We start from the raw sequence: 22701 nt of genomic DNA on the forward strand, positions 1-22701 counted from the left end.
GAGAAGGGCTGCACTATATCGCAGTGCAACGCGACGTACCGCCGGAAACGCTGAGTGACGCATCGGATGAACTTTGCTGAAACCATCCAGTCAATGAGGGCATGGACGCGACCCTGAACCCCCTCCAAGTAATGCCCAGGCCTGTGCGCTCGGATATACTGCGCGCCAGTTCAAAATCCGCGCCGGCGAAAGACCCGGGTGGCACCACAACGGCCCAGATGACTGAGCGAGAGCTTGACCAGCGACTCGTCGAGCGCGCGCAGCGCGGCGACAAGCAGGCCTTCGGGCTGCTGGTCAGCAAGTACCAGCGCAAGCTCGGACGGCTGCTGTCGCGCCTGATACGCGACCCTGCCGAGGTCGAGGACGTCGCACAGGAAGCCTTCATCAAGGCCTACCGTGCGCTGCCTTCGTTCCGTGGCGAGAGTGCGTTCTACACTTGGCTTTACCGCATCGGCGTGAATACCGCGAAGAACTATCTCGTGTCCCAGGGCCGGCGTGCCCCGACCAGCACGGAGTTCGATTCCGAAGAGGCGGAGAACTTTGACGACAGCGACAACCTCAGGGATATCAACACGCCCGAACGGCTGCTGCTGACCAAGCAGATCGGAGAGACGGTGACTTCCGCGATGGAAGCGCTGCCTGAAGAACTGCGCACGGCCATCATGCTGCGCGAACTCGAGGGCATGGCCTACGAGGAAATCGCGATGGTGATGGAGTGTCCGATCGGCACGGTGCGTTCGCGCATCTTCCGTGCCCGTGAGGCGATCGCCGAAAAGCTGCGCCCGCTGCTCGATACGGCACCCGACAAGAGGTGGTAACACGCATGAAAGAGAATCTGAGCGCCTTCATCGACAATGAACTCGATGAGCGCACGTCGCAGCAGGTGCTGGACCGCCTGCATGCCGACGGTGATCTGCGTGACGAGTTCGCGCTGCAGGTGCTGATCGGTGACTTGCTGCGCGGCGAACAGCGGCATTTCGACGACGGCTTCACCGCATCGGTCATGAGCCGTCTTGAGGACGAGCCCACCGTGCTTGCACCGGTCGCGCTGCGCGTGCAGCCGGAAGCCAAGCGCCTGTGGATGCCGGCCGCCGCCGCGGTTGCCGGCGTCGCGCTGGTGTCCTGGCTGGGACTCGACCTGATGTCTGCGCCGTCCGAGCAGCTTGCGGTGGTGCCTGTGGCTGCGCCCGCCGTTGTCCAGGTCGCCCAGACCGACTCTCCCCTCCGCGCCTATCTGGTGGCGCATCAGGCTTACTCTCCGGCCGGCAGCATGCAGGGTGTCGCCCTGTACGCGCGCGGCGTTTCGGACCCGCAGACCGACGAACGTCGATGATTCTTCGTGCAGCAGGGTTGCTGGCGGGCCTGCTGATCGGGCAGGTGGCGCTGGCCCAGGGGCAACCGGAAGCACTGTCCCTGCTCGGGCGGGCAGTCAGCGCCTCGCAGAAAACCTCCTATGTCGGCACCTTCGTCTATCAGAGCGGTGCCAGCGTCGAAACCTCCCGCATCGCCCACTACGTCGATACCGAAGGCAATTCGATCGAGCGGCTCGAAGTGCTGGATGGCAGCCCGCGCGAGGTGATACGCGTCAATGACGACGTACGCTGCTATCTGCCGAAGGAAAAGATGATCATCGAAGATCGCCGCGGCACACGGAAGACTTTTCCGTCCCTGCTGCCGGAGGCGGTTGCCGCACTCGGTGATTTCTACACGGTACGCAAGGGCGCTCCGGTCCGCGTGGCCGGTTTCGATACCCAGACGGTCATGCTGGAACCCAAGGACGGCTTCCGCTATGGCCACATGTTCTGGATCGAATCCCAGTCCGGCCTGCTGATGAAGGCGCGCATGGTGAACGAGAAGGGCGAACCGATAGAGCAGTTCGCCTTCGCACAGCTTCAGATCGGGCCGCCACTGACCCGCGACGACGTGCAGTCCAGACTTGCGGCCAGCGCCACCGGCTGGAAGGTGCATGCAGCCAACTCCACCCAGGCCCAGAACGCTGACCTCGGCTGGACGGTGAATGCCGACGTGCCGGGCTTCCGGCAGATCGCCGGCATGCGGCGATCGCTCGGGCCCGACCGGCAGGACATGGTTCACATGGTGTTTTCGGACGGCCTCGCCGCGATTTCGGTGTTCATCGAACCCTACCGCAAGGACGACGGCAATCAGGTCGGACCGATGAAGCACGGTGCGGTCAATGTGTTCAAGCGGCGCGTCGCGGGATTCGTCGTGACCGCGCTGGGCGAGGTGCCTGCACACAGCGTGCAGCGCATGGCCGAGGCGGTGGGGCCCAAGCGCTGATGAACGTCAGGCCGGGCGTGGTCCGCCGCGTGGCCGACGGGTACGCGTGGGTCGAGGTCGAACGCCAGAACGGCTGTGGCCGCTGTGCGGAAAATGGTGGCTGCGGCCGCGCCTGCGAATCCGCTCCGTCCCCGAGCACCTATGTCGTGTCGGTCGACACCGCACTGCTGCCCGGCGCACAGGTCGCGCTGGCGGTGGGTGACCGCGCGCCGCTGACTGCGGCGCTGCTTTCCTACGGCGTGGCATTGCTGGCGCTGTTTGCCGGCGTATCGATCGCGGTGCTGATCGGCGGCCTGTCCGACCCGGTGGTGGCGGCGGGTGCACTGTCAGGTCTGGCCGCAGCGGCGGGCTGGCTGCATCTGGGTCGCCGGTACCGGAGCCTGCTGCCGGCCGTTCGCATCCTTCCCGATCCGCTGAACTGTTCCGATTCCTTGCCTGCAGGAAAATCATGACTGCCTTGATCCGGGCCGCGGTATTCGGCCTGCTGACCGCCCTGAGTCTGCCGCACACCGCTGCCGCTCAGCGTGAGCTGCCGGATTTTTCCCAGCTGGTCGAACAGCAGGCAAGGGCGGTCGTCAACATCAGTACCACGCAGAAGGTCAGCGCGCGCCCCATGCCGCAGATGCCGCCCGGCGTGGATGAAGACGATCCGATGTTCGATTTCTTCCGGCGCTTCATTCCGCAGCAGCCGGGAACGCCGGGCGCCCAGGACGCGCGGTCGCTCGGCTCAGGATTCATCATTTCCGCCGACGGTCATCTGCTGACCAATGCTCATGTGGTCGAGGATGCTGACGAAATCACGGTGCGCCTGTCCGACAAGCGCGAGTTCAGAGCGAAAGTGATCGGCGCCGACCGGCGCACCGACATCGCGTTGCTCAAGATCGAAGCCAGCGGCCTGCCAGTCGTGCGCTTCGGCGATGCGAACCGGCTGAAAGTGGGGGAGTGGGTGGTGGCCATCGGCTCGCCCTTCGGCTTCGAGAGCTCGGTCACCGCCGGCATCGTATCGGCCAAGGGGCGGGCGCTGCCGCAGGAAAACTTCGTGCCCTTCATCCAGACCGACGTGGCCATCAACCCGGGCAATTCGGGTGGCCCGCTGTTCAACCTGCGTGGCGAGGTGGTGGGCATCAATTCGCAGATCTACAGCCGCAATGGCGGCTACATGGGTCTGTCGTTCGCGATCCCGATCGATGTGGCTATGGACGTGCAGTCCCAGCTGCGCGCGACCGGCCGCGTGCAGCGCGGGCGCATCGGCGTGGTCATCCAGGAAGTGACCCGGGAACTGGCGGATTCCTTCGGCCTGCAGAAGACGGAAGGCGCGCTGGTCAGTTCGGTCGAGCCGCGCGGCCCGGCGGAAAAGGCCGGCATCGAGCCGGGCGACGTCATTCTCCGTTTCGACGGCAAGCCGGTCGAGAAGTCCGGTGATCTGCCGCGGCTGGTCGGGGCCACCAAACCCGGCGCGACATCGGTGCTGCAGGTGTGGCGCAATGGCGCGGCGCGCGACGTACGCGTCACCGTGGTCGAGCTGAACGATGATCGCATCGATCCGCGCAAGGGCCGACGGAGCACCGCGCCGGAGGCCGGGCCTGCGCCCAACCGGCTCGGGCTGGTGCTGTCGGAACTGAACGCGCAGCAGAAGCGGGAACTGAAGGTCGAGGGTGGCCTGAAGGTTGAGCAGGTGTCGGGCAACCAGCGCTCCGACCTGCGTGCCGGCGACATCATCCTGGCGGTGATTGCGCGCGGCAGGCAGACGCCGGTGAGCACGCTGGACCAGTTCAACCGCATCCTGTCCGGCATCGAGCCCAAGGTCGGCCTGACCGTGCTGGTACGCCGGGGCGACAGCCAGACCTTCCTGACCCTGCGCGCCCCGGATTCACAGCGCGGTGAAGAGCGGTGAGCGGTGGCCCGCGCGAGCTGACGCTCTACCTGCGCCGCTGGTGCCATCTGTGCGACGAACTGCTGGCAGCGCTCGAACCGCTGATCGCCGGGCAGGGCGTGTCGGTCCGTGAAATCGACATCGACGAGCACGAGGAATACGAGGACGCCTACGGCGAACACATTCCGGTGCTGTGCGCCGGCGAACGCGAACTGTGCCGGCATCGACTGGACGAGCAGGCGGTCAGGGCCTATCTGCTAGAATCGCGCGCTTGAACAGAGGTCCGGCCGATCACGGGGGCTGCCGACAGGGCGCCCCTTTTTGTTGCCAGGCCTGCACCGGCGCCGCTGTTCCCGACCCGTTCCGGGCCCTTGAGTACTTTCCGATTCCATCCGACTGATGCAGCACATCCGAAACTTTTCCATCATCGCCCACATCGATCACGGCAAGTCCACGCTGGCGGACCGGCTGATCCAGCGCTGCGGCGGCCTGTCCGACCGCGAGATGGAGGCGCAGGTGCTCGACTCGATGGATCTGGAGCGCGAGCGCGGCATCACGATCAAGGCGCAGACCGCGGCGCTGACCTACAAGGCGAGGGACGGGCAGGTCTACAACCTGAACCTGATCGACACCCCGGGCCACGTCGACTTTTCCTACGAGGTGAGCCGTTCGCTGTCCGCCTGCGAAGGCGCGCTGCTGGTGGTCGATGCGTCGCAGGGCGTCGAGGCGCAGACGGTCGCCAACTGCTACACCGCGCTCGACCTCGGCGTCGAGGTGGTGCCGGTGCTGAACAAGATGGACCTGCCGCAGGCCGATCCGGACAACGCGAAGCAGGAAGTCGAGGACGTGATCGGCATCGACGCGACTGACGCCATTCCGTGCTCGGCCAAGACCGGTCTGGGCATCGACGACATCCTGGAGGCGGTGATCGCCCGCATCCCGCCGCCCAAGGGCGACCCGGATGCGCCGCTGAAGGCGCTCATCATCGATTCCTGGTTCGACAACTACGTCGGCGTGGTCATGCTGGTGCGTGTGGTCGATGGCGCGCTGAAGCCCAAGGACCGCATGCTGCTGATGTCGACCGGCGCCCAGTACCAGTGCGACCAGGTCGGCGTGTTCACGCCGAAGTCGGTGCAGAAGACCGCACTGTCCGCCGGCGAGGTGGGTTTCATCATTTCCGGCATCAAGGAGCTGCAGGCCGCCAAGGTGGGCGACACCATCACGCTGGCCGACCGCCGCGCCGACGCGCCGCTGCCCGGTTTCAAGGAAATCAAGCCGCAGGTGTTCGCCGGCCTGTACCCGGTGGAAGCCAGCGAGTACGACCAGCTGCGGGAGTCGCTGGAAAAGCTCAAGCTGAACGACGCCTCGCTGCAGTACGAGCCGGAAGTGTCGCAGGCGCTGGGCTTCGGTTTCCGCTGCGGCTTCCTCGGCATGCTGCACATGGAAATCGTGCAGGAGCGGCTGGAGCGCGAGTTCGACATGGACCTCATTACGACCGCGCCCACCGTGGTGTACGAGGTGCTGATGAACGACGGCAGCGTCGTCATGGTCGAGAACCCGTCCAAGCTGCCGGAAACGTCCAAGGTCGCCGAAATCCGCGAACCCATCATCAAGGCGGTCATCTTCATGCCGCAGGATTACCTGGGCGCGGTGATCACGCTGTGCGAGCAGAAGCGCGGCCAGCAGGTGAACATGCTCTACCACGGCCGTCAGGTGCAGCTCACCTACGATCTGCCGATGGCCGAAGTGGTGTTCGACTTCTTCGACAAGCTGAAATCTGTGTCGCGCGGCTACGCCTCGCTCGACTACGAGTTCAAGGAATACCGCGCCGCCGACGTGGTGAAGCTCGATCTGATGGTGGCCGGCGAGAAGGTCGATGCGCTGTCGGTCATCGTGCACCGCGCCAACGCGCAGTTCCGCGGCCGCGAAGTGGCGGCCAAGATGCGCGAGCTGATTCCGCGGCAGATGTTCGACGTGCCGGTGCAGGCGGCGATCGGCGCCCACATCATCGCGCGCGAAACGATCAAGGCGCTGCGCAAGAACGTGCTGGCCAAGTGCTACGGCGGCGACATCACGCGGAAGAAGAAGCTGCTGGAAAAGCAGAAGGCGGGCAAGAAGCGCATGAAGCAGGTGGGCAATGTGGAAATTCCGCAGGAAGCCTTCCTTGCCGTGCTGCGGGTCGACGACAAGTAAGCGCGTCGCGCAGCCTGCCTCTCCGAACGATTACAGGACTGGATTCCGATCTTGAACTTTGCACTGATTCTTTTCGTGCTGTGCGTGGCCACGGGCATTCTGTGGGGCCTGGACAAGGCGGTGTTCGCCAAGCAGCGGCCGGCCGGTGCGCCCGATCCGTGGTGGGTCGAGTACGGCGCCAGTTTCTTTCCGGTCATCATCGTGGTGTTCACGCTGCGCAGCTTCGTGGTCGAGCCTTTCCGCATTCCGTCCGGCTCGATGATCCCGACCCTGCTCGTCGGTGATTTCATCCTGGTGAACAAGTTCACCTACGGCATCCGCCTGCCGGTGCTCAACACCAAGGTGGTCGAGATGAACTCGCCGCAGCGCGGCGACGTGATGGTGTTTCGCTACCCGGCCGACCCCACGGTCGATTACATCAAGCGCGTGGTCGGTCTGCCGGGCGACAAGATCGTCTATCAGAACAAGCGGCTCACCATCAACGGCGTCGAGGTGCCGGTGAAGGCGCAGGACGACTATCTGCACAAGGACCGCGCCTACTACTCGAAGCGTTTCCAGGAAACGCTGGGCGAGGTCGAGCACTCCATCCTGAACGACCGCGATGCGCGCGCCGACGTGCCGATGGCGCTCGATTTTCCGGGCCGTGAGAACTGTGTCTACAATCACGAAGGGGTGCGCTGCGAAGTGCCGGCCGGCCATTACTTCATGCTCGGTGACAACCGTGACCAGAGCGCGGACAGTCGTGTGTGGGGCTTCGTGCCGGATGCCAACATCGTCGGCAAGGCCTTCTTCGTGTGGTTCCACGCGGATGCCATCGTGCCGCCCAAGGGCATCGATTTCGGCCGTATCGGCAGTTTCCGGTAAGGCTTTCCGCTTCTGCACAGAACAGTTAACAGGGAGGCAGCGATGCAGCGCAAGCAGTCCGGTCTGAGCATGATCGGTTTCCTCATCGTCGCGAGCTTCATCGCGATCATCGTCATCCTCGGCATGAAATCGGTGCCGGCGGTGATCGAGTACTACACCATCCTGAAGAACGTGAAGGCGGTCGCCAAGAGCAGCGAACTGCGCGGCGGCACGGTGGCTGATTACCGCAATGCCTTCGGCAAGCGCGCCATCATGGACGAAATGTCCAGTATCACGCCGGCCGATCTGGACATCGTGAAGGACTCGACCGGCGTCGAGATTTCCTTCTCCTACCAGCGCAAGGTGCCGCTGTTCGGCCCGGTCAGCCTGCTGTTCGATTTCGAAGGATCGGCCTCGGGGTCGAACTGACGTTTTGAGCGCACCGGATGCAAGGGTCGAGCAGGCGCTCGGCCACGTCTTTGCCTCGCGCGCACTGCTCGCGCAGGCGCTGACGCACAGCAGTTTTTCCTCTTCCCACAACGAACGGCTCGAACTGCTCGGCGATGCGGTGCTCGATTGCGCCGCGACCGATCTGCTGTTCCGCCGCTTTCCGGACACGCCCGAAGGCCTGCTGTCACGGCTGCGCGCTTCGCTGGTCAAGGAAGACACGCTGGCGGAAATCGCCGCCGGCATCGCGCTGGGCGATGCGCTGCGTCTGAGCGCCGGCGAACAGAAGACCGGCGGCCGCGGCCGTCCGGCCCTGCTGGCCAACGCGCTGGAGGCGCTCATCGGTGCGGTGTTCCTCGAAGCCGGTTACGACGCGGCGCGCGCCGTGGTGGCCCGTCTGCTCGAATCCCGGCTGGTGGCGCTGAACCCGGAGCGCGACGCGCGCGATCCCAAGACCGCGCTGCAGGAATGGCTGCACGCGCAGGCCAAGCAGCCTCCGCGCTACGAAATCGTGTCTACCACCGGCCCGGCCCACGCGCCGGTGTTCCGCGCCGCCTGCGTGATCGACACGCTCGGCCTGCGCACCGAAGGCGAGGGCCGCAGCCGGCGTCATGCCGAACAGGCGGCCGCCGCGTGCGCGCTCGAACAACTTCAGGGGGCGGCATGACCGACATTCCTCAGCAAGACATGAAGGCGGACGATGCCGCCGCATCGCCGGTCACCCATTGCGGCTTCATTGCCATCGTCGGCCGGCCCAACGTCGGCAAATCGACCTTGATGAACCGTCTGATCGGCCAGAAGGTGAGCATCACCTCGGCCAAGGCGCAGACCACCCGTCACCGCATCCACGGCGTGTTCACCCGCGACGCACACCAGTTCGTGTTCGTCGATACGCCGGGTTTTCAGACCAAGCACCGCAATGCGCTGAACCGCGTGATGAACCGTGCGGTCACGCAGGCGCTGGCCGACGTGGACGTCATCCTGTTCGTGATCGAAGCCGGTCGGCTGACCGAAGCCGACGAAGAGGTGATCGCGCTGCTGCCCAAGGACAGGCCGGTGCTGCTGCTGCTGAACAAGACCGACAAGACCGGCGACCGCGCGAAGCTGCTGCCTTTCGTCGAACGCGTCGCCAAGCTGCACGACTTCCACGCCATCATGCCGGTGAGCGCCCAGCGCGGCGACGGCCTGGATGCGCTGCTGAAGGTGGCTGGCGAACTGCTGCCCGAAGGGCAGGCCATGTTCGACGTCGATGACTTCACCGACCGCAGCGAACGCTTCCTCGCCGCCGAGTACATCCGCGAGAAACTGTTCCGGCAGCTCGGCGACGAACTGCCCTACGGCCTCGCGGTCGAGATCGAGCGCTTCGAGGCAGAAGGCGCGCTGCGCCGCATCGCCGCCTGCGTCATCGTGAGCCGCGAGGCGCACAAGGGCATCGTGATCGGCCGCGGTGGCGAAGTGCTCAAATCGGTGGGCGCGGCGGCGCGTGGCGACATGGAGAAGGTGTTCGGCTCCAAGGTATTCCTCGAACTGCACGTGAAGGTACGCAGCGGCTGGGCCGACGACGAGCGCGCCCTGAAGAGCCTGGGCTTCGAGCCATGAGCACCGCGCAGCCTGCGCACCGGAGGACGGTGGCGTGACCACCGGCAAGCAGCGGGTGGACGGCCAGCCCGCCTTCCTGCTGCAGGCCCACCCCTACCGCGAAACCAGCCTGGTGGTCGACGTGTTCAGCCGCGACTTCGGCCGCATCGGCCTGGTCGCGCGCGGCGCCAAACGCCCGCGCTCTCAGCTGCGCGGCGTGTTGGTCGAGTTCCAGCCGCTGGATCTGGGCTGGTTCGGCGCGGGCGAACTGCGCACGCTGGCGCGCGCGGAGTGGCAGCGCGCCTGGCCGATGCTGTCCGGCCCGCGACTGCTGCTGGGCTACTATCTGAACGAGCTGCTGCAGCGCCTGATGGTGCGCGATGACGCCCATCCTGCGCTGTTCGACCTCTATGCCGAGGCAGTGCAGAAACTGGCGCTGGCGCCGGCGGAAACCGTACGCCACGAGGCGTTGCTGCGCGGTTTTGAAAAGGCACTGCTGCGCGAACTGGGCTATGGCCTGACGCTGGACCACGACGCCAACGGCGATGCGCTCGACCCGCAGGCGCGCTATGTCTACAAACCGGAACTGGGTCTGCTGGAAGGCGAGGGCAGCGGTGACGACGTGAGCATGACCGGCGCGCAGGCGCTGGCGCTGCACGAGGACGACTACGCAGACGCGCAGGTGGCGCGTCTGGCCAAGACACTGATGCGCGTGCTGATCGCGCATTATCTGCAGGGACAGGAGCTGCGCACGCGGCGCGTTTTCATCGAACTACAGGATCTCTGAACATGATCGAACTGGGCGTCAATATCGACCACGTGGCCACGATACGGCAGGCGCGCCGTACCTACGAACCGGATCCGGTGTGGGCAGCGGTCGAGGCCCACCTGGGCGGCGCGGACGGCATCACCGTGCATCTGCGCGAAGACCGTCGGCACATCCAGGATGACGACGTGCGCCGGCTGCGCGATCTGGTGCACATCAAGCTCAATCTCGAAATGGCGGCCACCGAGGAAATGGTGGGCATCGCCTGCGCGCTGAAGCCGGAAATGGCCATGCTGGTGCCGGAAGGCCGGCACGAAGTGACCACCGAGGGCGGGCTGGACATCGTGTCGCAGGAAGAACGCCTGAAGGGCGTGATCGGCCGTCTGCGCGACGCCGGCATCGTCACCAGCGTGTTCATCGACGCCGAGCCGGCGCAGATCGAGGCGGCCGCGCGCATCGGTGCCCAGGTGTGCGAGGTGCACACCGGTCCGTACGCGCACGCCTTCTACGGCCTGGGCCGCGACCGCGAATCGCAGGCGGTGGTGGTCGAGCTGGACAAGGTGCGCGCCGGCGGCAAGCTCATCCGTGACCTCGGCATGCGTTTCAACGCCGGCCACGCGCTGAACTACGCCAACGTTCAGCCGGTGGCCGAACTGCCGGGCGTGCGCGAACTGCACATCGGCCACGCCATCGTGAGCCGTTCGGTGTTCGTCGGCCTGCGCGAGGCGGTGCGCGAAATGAAGGCACTGATGCGCGAGGCGGCCGGGAGGGCTGCGTGATTTTCGGCGTCGGCACCGACCTGTGCGGCATCGCGCGTTTCGAGCGCATGCTGGCCGGGGACGGTGACGGCATCGCGCGGCGCATCCTCGCCGCGTCCGAACTGGATGAATTCGCGCGTGCGAAGCAGCCGGCGCACTTCCTGGCCAAGCGCTTCGCCGCCAAGGAGGCGCTGGGCAAGGCCCTGGGCACCGGCATCCGCGCGCCGGTACTGCTGCGCTCGATCGCGGTGACGCACGACGATCTGGGCAAACCGGCCTTCGCCTACGACAACACGCTGACCGCGTGGATGAGCGCACGCGGCCTGCATGCCCATCTGTCGCTGTCCGACGAAACCGAATACGCGCTCGCCTTCGTAGTGGTCGAGCGCACGGAGAACATTACATGAGAACCACCCCGCCCGGACCGGTCATGATCGATGTGGCCGGTTTCGAACTGGACGCCGAAGACCGCGAACTGCTGGCCCACCCGTCGGTGGGCGGGCTCATCCTGTTCGCGCGCAACTTCCACGACGCGAAGCAGCTCGTCGCGCTGACCGAGGCCATTCACGCGCTGCGCAGGCCGCCGCTGCTGATCGCGGTCGACCATGAGGGCGGCCGCGTGCAGCGTTTCAAGTCCGATGGCTTCACCCATCTGCCGTCGATGCGCACGCTGGGCGCGCGCTACGAGGCGGATGCGCAGGGCGCGCTGGCCGACGCCCGCGCCGCCGGCTACGTGCTGGCGGCCGAACTGCGCGCGCTGGGCGTGGATCTGTCCTTCACGCCGGTGCTCGATCTCGATTTCGGCCGCAGCGGCGTGATCGGCGACCGCGCCTTCCACCGCGACCCGGCCATCGTTGCGCCGCTGGCCGGGTCGCTGGCGGAGGGGCTGCGTGCCGCCGGCATGAAATCGGTCGGTAAGCACTTCCCCGGCCACGGCTTCGTCGAGGCGGATTCGCATGTCGCCATTCCGGTCGACGAGCGCGATTTCGACACCATCTGGGCCGACGACATCCGCCCCTACATCGACCTCGGCAGGCAGATCGACGCGGTGATGCCGGCGCACGTGATCTATCCGGCGGTCGATCGCATGCCGGCCGGTTTTTCGCGCGCCTGGGTGCAGGGCATCCTGCGTGACAAGCTCTCTTTCGATGGCGTGGTGTTCAGCGACGACCTGTCGATGGAAGGCGCGTCGGTGGCGGGTGACGTGATCGCACGCGCCGAAGCGGCATGGGACGCCGGCTGCGACATGGTGCTGGTGTGCAATGCGCGCGACCAGGCGGTGAAGCTGATCGACGGCTGGCGCCCGGCATTCGACAGCGTGCGCAGCGCGCGTGTCGAATCGCTGATGCCGAAGCAGCCTTACGGCGACCGCACGGTGCTGGCGCAGGATGTGCGCTACCGCGACGCGCTCGCTGCGGTGCAGCGCCTGATCGGCTGACGGAATGTCTGGGGCATGAGCTTCGACGCGAAGGCCTTCCTGCCTACGGTGCCCGAAGATCCGGGCGTGTACCGGATGATAGGCAGCGAGGACGAGGTGCTCTACGTCGGCAAGGCGAAGAACCTGCGCCGGCGGGTGTCCTCCTACTTCCAGCGCACGCCGTCGAGCCCGCGCATCGGCATGATGGTGTCGCAGGTGGTGCGGGTGGACCTCACCGTGGTCAGGTCGGAAGCCGAGGCGCTCATCCTCGAGAACAACCTGATCAAGAGCCTGCGGCCGAAGTACAACATCCTGTTCCGGGACGACAAGTCCTACCCCTACATCAAGCTCAGCAATGACCGCTTCGCGCGCATCGGCTTCTTCCGCGGCACGGTGGGCCGGGACGCGCGCTATTTCGGTCCGCTGCCCAACGCCTGGGCGGTGCGTGAAACGATACAGCTGGTGCAGCGGGTATTCCTGCTGCGCACCTGTGAGAACAGCGTGTTCTCGAACCGCTCGCGGCCCTGCCTGCTGCACCAGATCCATCGCTGTTCGGCGCCCTGTGTCGACCTCGTATCCAAGGAGGATTACGACGAGGACGTGCGCATGGCCGCGCTGTTCCTGAACGGCCGCCACGGCGAGGTGATCGACCGGCTGTCGGAACAGATGAATGCTGCCGCCGAGGCGCTGGCCTTCGAGAAGGCGGCGCAGATCCGCGACCAGATCCGCGCGCTGTCCAAGGTGCTGCACAAGCAGTATGCCGACAGCGCCCGCGACGAAGACCTCGACATCGTGGTCGCCATCGAGCGCGACGGCTCGGCCTGCGTCAATCACGCCATGGTGCGCGGCGGTCGTCACCTCGGTGACCATGCGCATTTTCCGGCCGCGGGGCAGGGCAGTGCGGCCGACATGCTGCTCGCCTTCGTCACCCAGCACTACGCGGCAGGCAATGCGCCTAAGCGCATCGTGGTCAATGCGCTGCCCGAGGCGGACGAGGGCGAGGCGCCGCTGCCCGGCTCCACGCTTGCGCTGGCCCGCAACGAACGCGAGCGCGCCTGGACCGACATGGCGCTGAAGAACGCCGAGATCGCGCTCGGCGTGAAGCTGGATGCCGGCGCCCGGGCGTCGCACCGGGTGCGCGCGCTGGTCGAGGCGCTGGAACTGGATGTGGCGCCGGAGCGCATCGAGTGTTTCGACATCAGCCACACGATGGGTGAGGCCACCGTGGCGTCCTGCGTGGTGTGGATGGGCGGCGCCATGCGCAACAGCGAGTACCGCCGCTACAACATCGACGGCATCACGCCGGGCGACGATTACGCCGCGATGCGCCAGGTGCTCACGCGCCGCTACGAGAAGGTGGCGAGCGGCGAGGGCGCACGGCCCGATCTGGTGCTGATCGATGGCGGCCGCGGCCAGCTGGGCATCGCCATCGAGGTGATGGCCGAACTCGGGCTGGACCTGCCGCTGGTCGGCGTAGCCAAGGGCGAAGAACGCAAGATGGGCGCGGAAGAGCTGATACGCCCGGGCATCGACCAGGCGCTGGTGCTCGGTCCGGAGCATCCGGCGCTGCACCTGATCGCGGAAATTCGCGACGAGGCACACCGTTTCGCGATCGCAGGCCACCGCGCCAAGCGCGCGAAGAAGCGGCTCACCTCGACGCTGGAAGACATTCCGGGCATCGGTCCGGCGCGTCGCAAGCGACTGCTCACCACCTTCGGCGGACTGGCCGGCGTACGCAATGCCACGGTCGAGGATCTGTGCCGGGTGGACGGCATCAGTCGCACGCTCGCCGAACAGATACACCGGCAGTTAAACTAGGCCTCATGTTTACGCTGCCTACCGCGCTCACCTGGGCGCGCATCCTGCTGATTCCGCTGTTCGTCGGTGTGTTCTTCGTGCCCGCAGGCACGCTGGGGCTGCACGAAAAGAACCTGATCGCCACCGTAGTGTTCGTCGTTGCCGCGCTCACCGACTGGCTGGACGGTTACCTCGCGCGCACGCTGAACCAGACCTCGGCCTTCGGCGCCTTTCTCGATCCGGTCGCCGACAAGCTCATGGTGGCGGCGGCACTCATCATGCTGGTCGAGCTGTCGCGCACCAGCACCGTCATCGCGCTCATCATCATCGGGCGTGAAATCACCATTTCCGCGTTGCGCGAATGGATGGCCAAGGTGGGGGCCTCGCGCAGCGTTGCGGTATCGATGATCGGCAAGATCAAGACCACCGCCCAGATGATCGCCATCCCCATGCTGCTGTACTTCGATCCGTTGTTCGGCATCGACGTCGCCGCCATCGGCGGCAAGCTCATCTGGGTGGCTGCGGTGCTCACCGTGTGGTCCATGGTGTACTACATGCGAAAGGCATGGCCGGAGCTGCGTGCGCGCAAGGCGGTTTGATCCCTGTTCAAAAAAGTGCGCACGCAGTGTTGACAGCTTCTCTGGCAGGCCTATAATGCGCGCCTGTCTTGCGGGAATAGCTCAGTTGGTAGAGCGCAACCTTGCCAAGGTTGAGGTCGCGAGTTCGAGCCTCGTTTCCCGCTCCAGGATACAGAAATGGGGAAGCCTAGCTTCCCCATTTTGCTTCACAGCCGGTTCGCCGGCTGCGCCTCAGGCGAGGTGGCAGAGTGGTTATGCAGCGGCCTGCAAAGCCGTGGACGCCGGTTCGATTCCGACCCTCGCCTCCAGGACAATTTGATCGGTGCTCACGTGCCGGTACGCGGGAATAGCTCAGTTGGTAGAGCGCAACCTTGCCAAGGTTGAGGTCGCGAGTTCGAGCCTCGTTTCCCGCTCCAACACCCTGAAACGGGGAAGCGAAAGCTTCCCCGTTTTCTTTTGTGCTGCGCTCGCTGACTGCGCGTGCGTCCCGCCTGTGTCCGTTCCCGCATCGATGTTGCGAGGGGGCTGTCTTGCCCCTGTCGTGCGGCTTGCCCGCATGTGTCCGCCTGTCCGGGCTTATGATGCAGGTCTGATGCAGGGCCGCGTGGCAGCAGCGTGCGCGGCCGGACAAGGAATCCGGTGGCAGACGATCGGTCGGTGCGGCACATCCTCTCATCCAATCTTGCCGGCAGCGGCATGTCGGCGCGGCGCCTTCTGCTGCGCTGCATGGCCCTGCTGGTCTGGCTGCCCGGCAGCGTATTCGCGGCCGGCACGGTCCGACTGGTGGCGGCCGAAATGTCGCCCTACATCGGGCCTACCCACGCGCAGCAGGGCTATGTCGCCGAACTGGTGAAGGCGGCGTTCGAACGCGTCGGCTACCGGGTGGATCTGCGTTTCTATCCCCTCGCCCGCGCGCGCAGCCTGGCCGCGGCCGGGCAGGCCGACGGCCTGCTTCCGGTGTCAGACAGCCGCGCGCTGGAAGACGACTTCGTCCTGTCGGCGCCTTTCCCGGGCGCGAATGGCGGCCTGCTGAAGAAGCGTTCGCTGAATCTGTCCTACCCGCCGGACGCGCCGGGCAAGCCGCTGGACACGTTGCGGGCGATGTCCGGCCTGCGCTTCGGCGCGGTGCGCGGGGCGTCGGTGTCGGCCGCTTTCGATCAGGCGGATTTCCTGAAGCGGGACTACGTCGACAGCGATCTGCAGAATCTGGACAAGCTGGCGCTGGGCCGCATCGATCTGATGGTGGTCGACAAGTTCCGCGCCAGTGATCTGATGATCCTGCACCGGCCGCATCTGATCGGCCAGATGGAGTTCCTGCGTCCGCCGCTGTTCCGCAGCGACTTTCACGTCGCGTTCTCGCGCAAGGCGCCGAATCAGGCAAAATTGCGCGCGGATTTCAACCGCGGGCTTGCGGCGCTGGCCGCCGAGGGGCGTATCGACGACATCCTGCTTCGTCATGGCCTGAGCGTGCGCAAGGCGGCGGTGGCCGGACGCGAGGTGCTCACGATCGGGACCGTGAACAATCCGGACATGCTGCTGATGCGCAAGCTGTCGGATGAATTCGTGCGCCAGAATCCGGGCCTGCGCATCGAGTGGCGCGTGCTCGACGAGAACTCGCTGCGAACCCGTCTGATGACCGATCTGGCGACTGCGGACGGGCAGTTCGACGTGATGACCATCGGTTCATACGAGGCGCCGATGTGGGCGGCCCGGGGCTGGCTGGCGCCCTTCGATGACCTGCCGCCGGCCTATGCCGTAGACGATCTGCTGCCGCCGGTGCGCGCCAGTCTGAGCTATCGCGACCGCCTGTATGCGCTGCCGTTCTACGCCGAAAGTTCGATGACCTATTACCGGCGGGACCTGTTCCAGCGCGCCGGCCTGACGATGCCGGACCAGCCGAGCTGGGCGGACATCCAGCGCTTTGCCGCGACGCTGCACGACCCGGCGGCCGGCGTGTATGGCATCTGCCTGCGCGGCCGACCCGGCTGGGGCGAGAACGTGACCCTGCTGACCACGATGGCCAACAGTTTCGGCGGCCGCTGGTTTGACGAGAACTGGAAGCCCGAGCTCGACAGCGAACCCTGGCGGGAAGCGGTGCGGCTGTATGTCGATCTGCTGCAGCGCTACGGTCCGCCGGATGCGCACCTGAACGGATTCAACGAATCGCTGGATCTGTTCGCCCGCGGCAAATGCGCCCAGTGGGTGGATGCGACCGTGGCCGCCGGCATGCTGTACAACCCGAAGACCTCGAAGGTGGCCGGTCAGCTCGGCTATGCAGCGGCACCGGTCGCCCGGGTACGGGAAGGATCGAACTGGCTCTGGGTGTGGGCGCTGGCCGTGCCCGACAGTTCACCGAACAAGGCGCTGGCCCGACGCTTCGTGCAGTGGGCGACCTCGTCCGACTATGTCCGGCTGGTGGCCGCGCGCGAAGGCTGGGTGGCGGTGCCGCCCGGTACGCGGCAGTCGACCTACGACCAGGCGGCCTATCTGGGCGCTGCGCCGTTCGCCCGCTTCGTCAGCGACGCGATCAGACGTTCCAGCAACCAGCTGCCGGGCCGGAATTATCTCGGCATACAGTGGGTGGGCATTCCGGAGTTTCCGGCCATCGGTCACGGTTTCGGATCCGAGATCGCGAAGGTGCTCGGCGGCGAGCTCGATGTCGACAGCGCGCTGCGCAAGGCGCAGGCCGACATCGCTCGCCTGATGCGCGACTCGGGCTATCTGAAGCCGTAGCGCGGCCGGCCTTGTCCCGGTTGCCCGGGGCTGGGCGCCGGCACCGTGTCAGCCCTCGCTGTCCGGCGGCAGCGGCACGGTCTGCAGCAGGGCCAGTGCCGCGTCGAAATCGTAACGGTGGGTGGCCCGGCCGATATCCTTCAGATGGCCGTGCAGCTGTTGCGGCACCTCGGCTGAAAGCAGCCGGTCGACAAGATCCAGCGCATCGCTGTCATTGCTTTCAAGCAGCGCCTTCAGACGCGCGAGTTCGCTGCGCAGACGTGTGCTCGGCCATACCCGTGCATGACGGTCCAGATAGCTGACAACCGCCTCGCGGGTGGCGGCCAGCGTGGTGCGGGTCTGTTCGGTGATGGTCGTGACGCGGCCGATGTCGGCCTGCTCACGGCAGGCCTGTTCGAGCGCGTTGGCGCAGGCGAGCAGCGCCTGGGCGCCGAGCGAAGCGCAGCTGCCGCGCAGTTTGTGCGCGATCTGCCAGAGCCGGTCTAGATCCATGTCGGCGCGGCTGCGCTGCAGCGCCTCCAGTGTGGCGTCCGCGCTGTCGATGAACAGGCCCAGTATCTTCACGTAGGTGGTCTGGTTGCCGCGCAGGGCACGCAGTGCGGTCGATGCGTCAAGCAGCGGTGCGGCGTCCGGCGAATCGATCGCGCTGGCTGCCGGTGCGCTGTCCGCCACTGGCGCGTCGGTGCCGAGTGCGCGCAGCAGCGCGTTGATCAGGGCGTCGATGTCCACCGGTTTGGTCACGTGCTCGTCCATGCCGGCTTCCCGCGTTTGCGCGCGTTCCGACTCCATCGCACCTGCGGTCATCGCGATCACCGGCAGGCCCTTCAGTGCCGGTCGCTGCCGGATGGCACGGGTGGCCGCGAGGCCATCCATCACCGGCATCTGCACGTCCATCAGCACGCAGTCGAAGCGCTGCTGATCCAGCCGCTCCAGTGCCTCCTGACCGTTGTTTGCCACGGTGACCACCATGCCGATGCTGCGCAGCAGTTCGATGCCCAGTTCCTGGTTGATTTCGTTGTCCTCGACCAGCAGCACGCTGCGGCCGCGCAGCGCGGCGGCGTCGCTGCGCCCGAAACCGGCGCTGGCGGACGGTCCCGGCTGCGCGCCTGAGCGCCCGAACGCGGACGTCAGCGCGTCGTGCAGCGAAGACAGGCTGACCGGCTTGTTCAGCACGGCGGCCAGCGACAGTTCGCTGGACGCCGCACGCACCTCCTCGGCGTCATGCACGCTCACCATGATGACGGTTGCGGGCCGTGATCCCGGTGCCAGCGCCTGCACCTTCCGGGTCAGTTCGATGCCGTCCATGCCGGGCATGCGCCAGTCGCTCACCATCAGGTCGAACGGGGGCTGGCTCGCGATCAGCGCGAGCGCTGCGGTGGCCGATTCCGCACGCTCCGGAGACAGCCCGAGATGGGCGAGATCGCGGCACAGGATGTCCAGTGCGTCCGGGTTGTCGTCCACCACCAGCACCCGCCGCCCCTTGAGCTCGGTGGGCAGCGGGCCGGCGGACTGCGTGCCCTCGCTGTCGCGGCCGAGCGGTACGCGCACGGTGAGCGTGAAATGGCTGCCTTTGCCGGGTGTGCTGCGCACCTCCAGCGTGCCGTGCATGAGGTCGGCCAGGCGCTTGCTGATCGCCAGACCCAGGCCGGTGCCGCCGAAGCGCCGGGAAATGGTGCTGTCTCCCTGGCGGAAGGGCTGGAACAGTTCGCTGATCTGCTCCGCGCTCATGCCGATGCCGGTGTCACGCACGCCAAACTCCAGCGTCACGCCGTCGTCGTCGCGCGCCACCGGCCGGCACGACACGATCACCTCGCCGCGGTCGGTGAACTTGACCGCGTTGCCTGCAAGGTTGGTGAGGATCTGGCCCAGCCGCAGCGGGTCGCCGACGATCACGTCCGGCGTGTCGGGCGCCACGTCGAACAGCAGGTCCAGCCCCTTCTCGTCGGCCTTCAGCGCGATCACCGTGCCCAGCGAGTCGAATACCCGCTCGAGCCGGAAATCCACCTGTTCGAGATCGATGCGGCCGGCTTCGACTTTCGAGAAATCCAGGATGTCGTTCAGGATGCCCAGCAGCGCTACGGCCGAGCCATGGGCCTTGCTGACGAAATTGCGCTGCTTGGGCGTCAGTTCGGTCTGCAGTGCCAGCCGGGTCATGCCGATCACCGCATTCATCGGGGTGCGGATTTCGTGGCTCATGTTGGCCAGGAATTCGCTGCGGGCCTGGGCCGCGCTTTCGGCCGCAAGCTTGGCGCGTATCAGCGCCTGTTCCGCTTCCTTGCGCGGCGTGATGTCGATGGCGAAGGCGATGTAATGTCCGGCGCTGCCGTCCGGCGGCGGGTCGAAGAACACGCCGATCTCGATCGGTACCCGGTTGCCGTCCCCACGCAGCGCGCTGCCCTCCAGACGCAGGCTGCCTTCCGCGCGCAGGCGCTGTTCCATGGTTTTCAGGCCGTCGCGCGAGAAGTCGGCGAGCACGGTGCTGGCCGGCAGGCCGATGATGCGTTCGCGTGGCCGCCCGAACAGCGTGCAGGCCTGGTCGTTCACGGCGCTGAAACACCCGGTTTCGGCGTCTATCCACTGGATGGCGACGCCGGCATGGTCGAGCGCGAACTGGGTTTCCTCCAGCCGGCGGTTGGCCGCTTCCAGTTCCGCGGTGCGGCTGGACACCAGTTCCTCCAGCCGGTTGCGGTGGCGTGCAAGCTCCTCTTCCGCCAGCGTGCGGTCGGTGATGTCGTTCAGCACCGTGATGTTCGGGTCTTCGGTCATCATGCCGCTGATCTCGACGATCTTGACGCTGCCGTCCTTGCAGGTGACCCGGTACGGACGCGCCTTGATCAGGCCCGAGGCCTGGCGCGATGCCTCCAGCTCCTGCGCCCAGCCGTTCAGCACTTCGCTACGATACGTGGGGTCGGGATAGGCGCGTTCGAACCAGGTGTGGGCGTCCGGCAGATCGTCCAGCGTGTAGCCGAAGGTTTCCACGAAGCGCTGGTTGACGAACACGATGCGGCCGTCGCGATCGAACAGGCTGACCGGGAAGGGCAGCAGCCGGATCACCCGCTCGAATCTTTCGGTCGACCGGCTCAGCTCCTCGTTGCGCAGGCCAAGCTGACGCACCATGGCGTCGATCGATTCGGTCAGCCGCTGCAGTTCGCCGGTGAAGCGCAGTTCGCCCAGCACGGTCTGGCTGTGTTCGCCGCGTGCCACTGCGTCCGCATGGCGTTCGACCAGACGCAGCGGCTGCAGCACCATGCGCTGCAGACCGATGTAAAGCGCGAGCGACAGCACCGCATCCAGCAGCACGATGAACAGGATGCGGGCGATCAGCGCCGCCCTCAGTTCTTCATCGACGAAGCGCGTGGTGCCGTACTGGCGGACCTGACCGATCACCTGACCGTCGAAACGGATCGGCTGTTCGCTGACGAACAGACCCTGCGCGTTCAGGTCGCCGTCCACCCAGCGCGGCACGCCGTCGCGGCTGCGCTCCAGCGTGAAGCGGGCGGTATCGAGCTGTACCGTCAGTCCATGCACCGCCGGTTCGCGCAGGCGGCTTTCCATCAGCTTGCGTACCTGCTCGTATTCGAGGTTCCAGGCCGCGGGCGCCAGGCTGATCGCCAGCTGTTCGCTGGCCAGATTCATCGCGCGGTTGAATTCGTCGCGCTCGCCCTGGCTGTAGCTGCGATAGGTCAGCGCGCCGCCGGCCCCCAGCAGCACCGAAACGGTGACCACGATGAGCACGATCAGCAGGGCCGCGATCGAGGTCGGGTTGCGGGCGGCGGGGCCGTTCATGCGGCGGGCCTTCGGTGGGCGGAGCGTGAAACCGGCCGGGGCAGGGTCTGGGCGTCGGGATTCATGGGCGAGTGGCGGCTGACGACCGGCTCCGGTGCGCGGCTGGCCCGGAGCCGTGAATCATCACTACGACCCCATCATTATCGGCGCTTGGCACCGGTTCTTGTGTCTTCTTTGTCACCAGCCGGCGCGGGCCCCTGTCCGCACAGCGCAGCCTGCCACGCCGCCAGCTTGCGCTCCGCCGGCAGGCCGGCGTAGGCCGGGCTGGTCGAGGGCAGGCGGATCAGTTCGAGCGGCCTCAGCTGCGGCGCGATATCGCGCCGGAACAGCCGTTCGGCGGTACCGCCATTGAAGGCGACCCGGCATATGCCCGGGTGGGCCGCGAAGAATTCGACGAAATCGTTGGCCTGCGCGCTGCGCAGATCGATGTCCGCATCCAGGCTTCCCGGGCGCTCGCAGCTTTCCAGCACGTCCCACAGTGCGATGCCAGCGCGTATCAGCGCCTGCAGCCGGGCCTCGTACGGCAGCACCGGGCCGGCGCCGAACAGGGCGCCCATGATGGGCCAGAACTGGTTGCGCGGATGCGCGTAGTAGCGGCCGGCGGCCAGCGAGGCGACGCCGGGCATGGAGCCGAGGATGAGCGTGTGCGCAGTGGCCGGGTCGGCCACCGGCGGAAAGCTGCGCAGTCGCGGCAGGTCAGCGGCCATGCGCCCGGGTCAGCGGTTGAGCGCCGTGGCCAGTTCGCGCCGGTAGTGGCGGACCAGCGCGTGCTCCGATCCGAGCGCCGCGAACAGGTCCAGCAGGAAGCGGCGGCCGGCGTCGTCGTCGAAGCTGCGGTCGCGTCGAACGACCTCCAGGGCCTGTTCCATCGCCTTTTCCCATCTTTCGTCCGCGGCCAGTGCCGAGGCCAGCGACATGCGGGCGGCGAGGTCGCCCGGATTGCGGGCGATGCGGCCCACATAGTCGGTGTCGTCGCCCGAAGGCTGGCGGCGGGCGATGGCGATGCGGGCATACAGCGCCCCGATGCGCGCACGGTCTTCCTGTTCGTAGGGCAGGGCGTCGAGCGCGGACTGCGCCTCGTCCAGCCGGCCGAGCGCGATCAGCGCCTCCACCCGGCCGAGCACCGCCGGCTCGAAACCCGGATCGATCGCCAGCGCACCCTGGAACAGGCCGAGCGCCGCGGTCGAATCGCCGCGGGCCAGCGCGGCCAGCGCTTCGTCGAAAGCGGGCAGCGCCGGCGAGGGCAGCAGCGTGTCCATGAAGGCGTGCAGTTCGCGGTCCGGCAGCACGCCGGTGAATTCATCGACCACCACGCCGCCGACGAAGGCCTTCACGTTCGGGATGCCGCGCACGCCGAAGCGACGTGCCAGTTCCGGGTTGTCGTCCGAATTGATCTTGGCCAGCCGCACCCGGCCGGCGTAGTCGGCCGCCAGCGCCTCAAGACGCGGCGTCAGTGCGCGGCAGGGCTGGCACCAGGGCGCCCAGAAATCGACCAGCACCGGCATGTGCTGCGAGGCGTCGATCACGTCGCGCTGGAAATTGGTCAGGTTGACCTCGATCACGTCGGCGCCGGGGCTGGCCGGGGCGTCTGCGGACATGTGCACTCCTTCTGGATACCGGTTCGGCACGCGCAG

The 22701-nt window shown here is 66.6% G+C and carries 21 protein-coding genes and 3 tRNA genes; 21 read left to right on the forward strand and 3 right to left on the reverse strand.

The window, feature by feature from the left end:
- Nucleotides 1-218 precede the first annotated feature (218 nt).
- From rpoE to METUNV1_RS03140, 21 genes are all read left to right on the forward strand, one after another.
- Nucleotides 219-818, forward strand: a complete 600-nt coding sequence (gene rpoE, locus METUNV1_RS03040; RefSeq protein WP_008058723.1) for an RNA polymerase sigma factor RpoE — start codon at nt 219-221, stop codon at nt 816-818.
- Between the two features lie 5 nt (nt 819-823).
- A complete protein-coding gene (locus METUNV1_RS03045; protein WP_008058724.1) occupies nt 824-1333 on the forward strand; it encodes a sigma-E factor negative regulatory protein in 510 nt (169 codons plus the stop codon).
- Entirely contained in the window at nt 1330-2298 is a 969-nt protein-coding gene (locus METUNV1_RS03050) for a MucB/RseB C-terminal domain-containing protein (RefSeq protein ID WP_043358930.1), read from the forward strand. The genes METUNV1_RS03045 and METUNV1_RS03050 overlap by 4 nt, the downstream gene beginning before the upstream one ends.
- Nucleotides 2298-2750: a SoxR reducing system RseC family protein gene (locus tag METUNV1_RS03055; protein WP_008058726.1), complete on the forward strand. Its 453-nt coding sequence runs from the start codon at nt 2298-2300 to the stop codon at nt 2748-2750. The genes METUNV1_RS03050 and METUNV1_RS03055 overlap by 1 nt, the downstream gene beginning before the upstream one ends.
- Nucleotides 2747-4192 (forward strand): DegQ family serine endoprotease, encoded by a 1446-nt coding sequence (locus METUNV1_RS03060; RefSeq protein WP_008058727.1) that lies wholly within the window; start codon nt 2747-2749, stop codon nt 4190-4192. The genes METUNV1_RS03055 and METUNV1_RS03060 overlap by 4 nt, the downstream gene beginning before the upstream one ends.
- Entirely contained in the window at nt 4189-4446 is a 258-nt protein-coding gene (locus tag METUNV1_RS03065; protein WP_008058729.1) for a glutaredoxin family protein, read from the forward strand. Before METUNV1_RS03060 ends, METUNV1_RS03065 begins: the two co-directional genes overlap by 4 nt.
- A 124-nt stretch (nt 4447-4570) precedes the next feature.
- Complete coding sequence (gene lepA, locus METUNV1_RS03070) at nt 4571-6364, forward strand: translation elongation factor 4 (protein ID WP_008058731.1); 1794 nt, start codon at nt 4571-4573, stop codon at nt 6362-6364.
- Nucleotides 6365-6415: 51 nt separating this feature from the next.
- Nucleotides 6416-7228: a signal peptidase I gene (lepB, locus tag METUNV1_RS03075; RefSeq protein WP_008058733.1), complete on the forward strand. Its 813-nt coding sequence runs from the start codon at nt 6416-6418 to the stop codon at nt 7226-7228.
- Nucleotides 7229-7270: 42 nt separating this feature from the next.
- Nucleotides 7271-7636 carry a DUF4845 domain-containing protein gene (locus METUNV1_RS03080; RefSeq protein WP_008058735.1) on the forward strand — a complete coding sequence of 122 codons (366 nt, stop codon included), beginning with the start codon at nt 7271-7273 and terminating at the stop codon, nt 7634-7636.
- A gap of 4 nt (nt 7637-7640) precedes the next feature.
- Nucleotides 7641-8321 (forward strand): ribonuclease III, encoded by a 681-nt coding sequence (gene rnc, locus METUNV1_RS03085; protein WP_008058737.1) that lies wholly within the window; start codon nt 7641-7643, stop codon nt 8319-8321.
- Nucleotides 8322-8341: 20 nt separating this feature from the next.
- Entirely contained in the window at nt 8342-9253 is a 912-nt protein-coding gene (gene era / locus METUNV1_RS03090) for a GTPase Era (protein WP_008058738.1), read from the forward strand.
- Between the two features lie 34 nt (nt 9254-9287).
- Nucleotides 9288-10019, forward strand: coding sequence for a DNA repair protein RecO (gene recO / locus METUNV1_RS03095; RefSeq protein WP_008058739.1), 732 nt, complete (start codon nt 9288-9290; stop codon nt 10017-10019).
- Between the two features lie 2 nt (nt 10020-10021).
- Nucleotides 10022-10777 (forward strand): pyridoxine 5'-phosphate synthase, encoded by a 756-nt coding sequence (locus METUNV1_RS03100; protein ID WP_008058742.1) that lies wholly within the window; start codon nt 10022-10024, stop codon nt 10775-10777.
- On the forward strand, nt 10774-11163 hold the full coding sequence (gene acpS, locus METUNV1_RS03105; protein WP_008058744.1) for a holo-ACP synthase: 390 nt from the start codon (nt 10774-10776) through the stop codon (nt 11161-11163). Before METUNV1_RS03100 ends, acpS begins: the two co-directional genes overlap by 4 nt.
- Nucleotides 11160-12194: a beta-N-acetylhexosaminidase gene (nagZ, locus tag METUNV1_RS03110; RefSeq protein ID WP_008058747.1), complete on the forward strand. Its 1035-nt coding sequence runs from the start codon at nt 11160-11162 to the stop codon at nt 12192-12194. The genes acpS and nagZ overlap by 4 nt, the downstream gene beginning before the upstream one ends.
- Nucleotides 12195-12209: 15 nt before the next feature.
- Nucleotides 12210-13991 (forward strand): excinuclease ABC subunit UvrC, encoded by a 1782-nt coding sequence (gene uvrC, locus METUNV1_RS03115; RefSeq protein WP_008058756.1) that lies wholly within the window; start codon nt 12210-12212, stop codon nt 13989-13991.
- Nucleotides 13992-13996: 5 nt separating this feature from the next.
- Nucleotides 13997-14569: a CDP-diacylglycerol--glycerol-3-phosphate 3-phosphatidyltransferase gene (pgsA, locus tag METUNV1_RS03120; protein WP_008058758.1), complete on the forward strand. Its 573-nt coding sequence runs from the start codon at nt 13997-13999 to the stop codon at nt 14567-14569.
- 70 nt (nt 14570-14639) lie between these two features.
- Nucleotides 14640-14715: transfer RNA gene (locus tag METUNV1_RS03125), tRNA-Gly, on the forward strand.
- 67 nt (nt 14716-14782) lie between these two features.
- Nucleotides 14783-14856: transfer RNA gene (locus METUNV1_RS03130), tRNA-Cys, on the forward strand.
- Nucleotides 14857-14888: 32 nt separating this feature from the next.
- A tRNA-Gly gene (locus tag METUNV1_RS03135) sits at nt 14889-14964 on the forward strand.
- A gap of 310 nt (nt 14965-15274) precedes the next feature.
- Nucleotides 15275-17281: an extracellular solute-binding protein gene (locus tag METUNV1_RS03140; protein WP_051165389.1), complete on the forward strand. Its 2007-nt coding sequence runs from the start codon at nt 15275-15277 to the stop codon at nt 17279-17281.
- A gap of 48 nt (nt 17282-17329) precedes the next feature.
- On the opposite strand, the gene METUNV1_RS03145 is transcribed toward METUNV1_RS03140, so the two are convergent.
- The 3 genes from METUNV1_RS03145 to METUNV1_RS03155 all read right to left on the reverse strand — a co-directional run bounded on the left by METUNV1_RS03145 (nt 17330) and on the right by METUNV1_RS03155 (nt 22665).
- A complete protein-coding gene (locus METUNV1_RS03145; protein WP_008058762.1) occupies nt 17330-21067 on the reverse strand; it encodes a PAS domain-containing hybrid sensor histidine kinase/response regulator in 3738 nt (1245 codons plus the stop codon).
- A 140-nt stretch (nt 21068-21207) separates the two neighbouring features.
- Nucleotides 21208-21774, reverse strand: a complete 567-nt coding sequence (locus METUNV1_RS03150; protein ID WP_008058764.1) for a DNA-deoxyinosine glycosylase — start codon at nt 21772-21774, stop codon at nt 21208-21210.
- A 9-nt stretch (nt 21775-21783) separates the two neighbouring features.
- Nucleotides 21784-22665 (reverse strand): tetratricopeptide repeat protein, encoded by an 882-nt coding sequence (locus METUNV1_RS03155; protein WP_008058765.1) that lies wholly within the window; start codon nt 22663-22665, stop codon nt 21784-21786.
- Nucleotides 22666-22701 lie beyond the last annotated feature (36 nt).

This window comes from Methyloversatilis universalis FAM5 (assembly GCF_000214035.2).
GTDB lineage: Bacteria > Pseudomonadota > Gammaproteobacteria > Burkholderiales > Rhodocyclaceae > Methyloversatilis > Methyloversatilis universalis.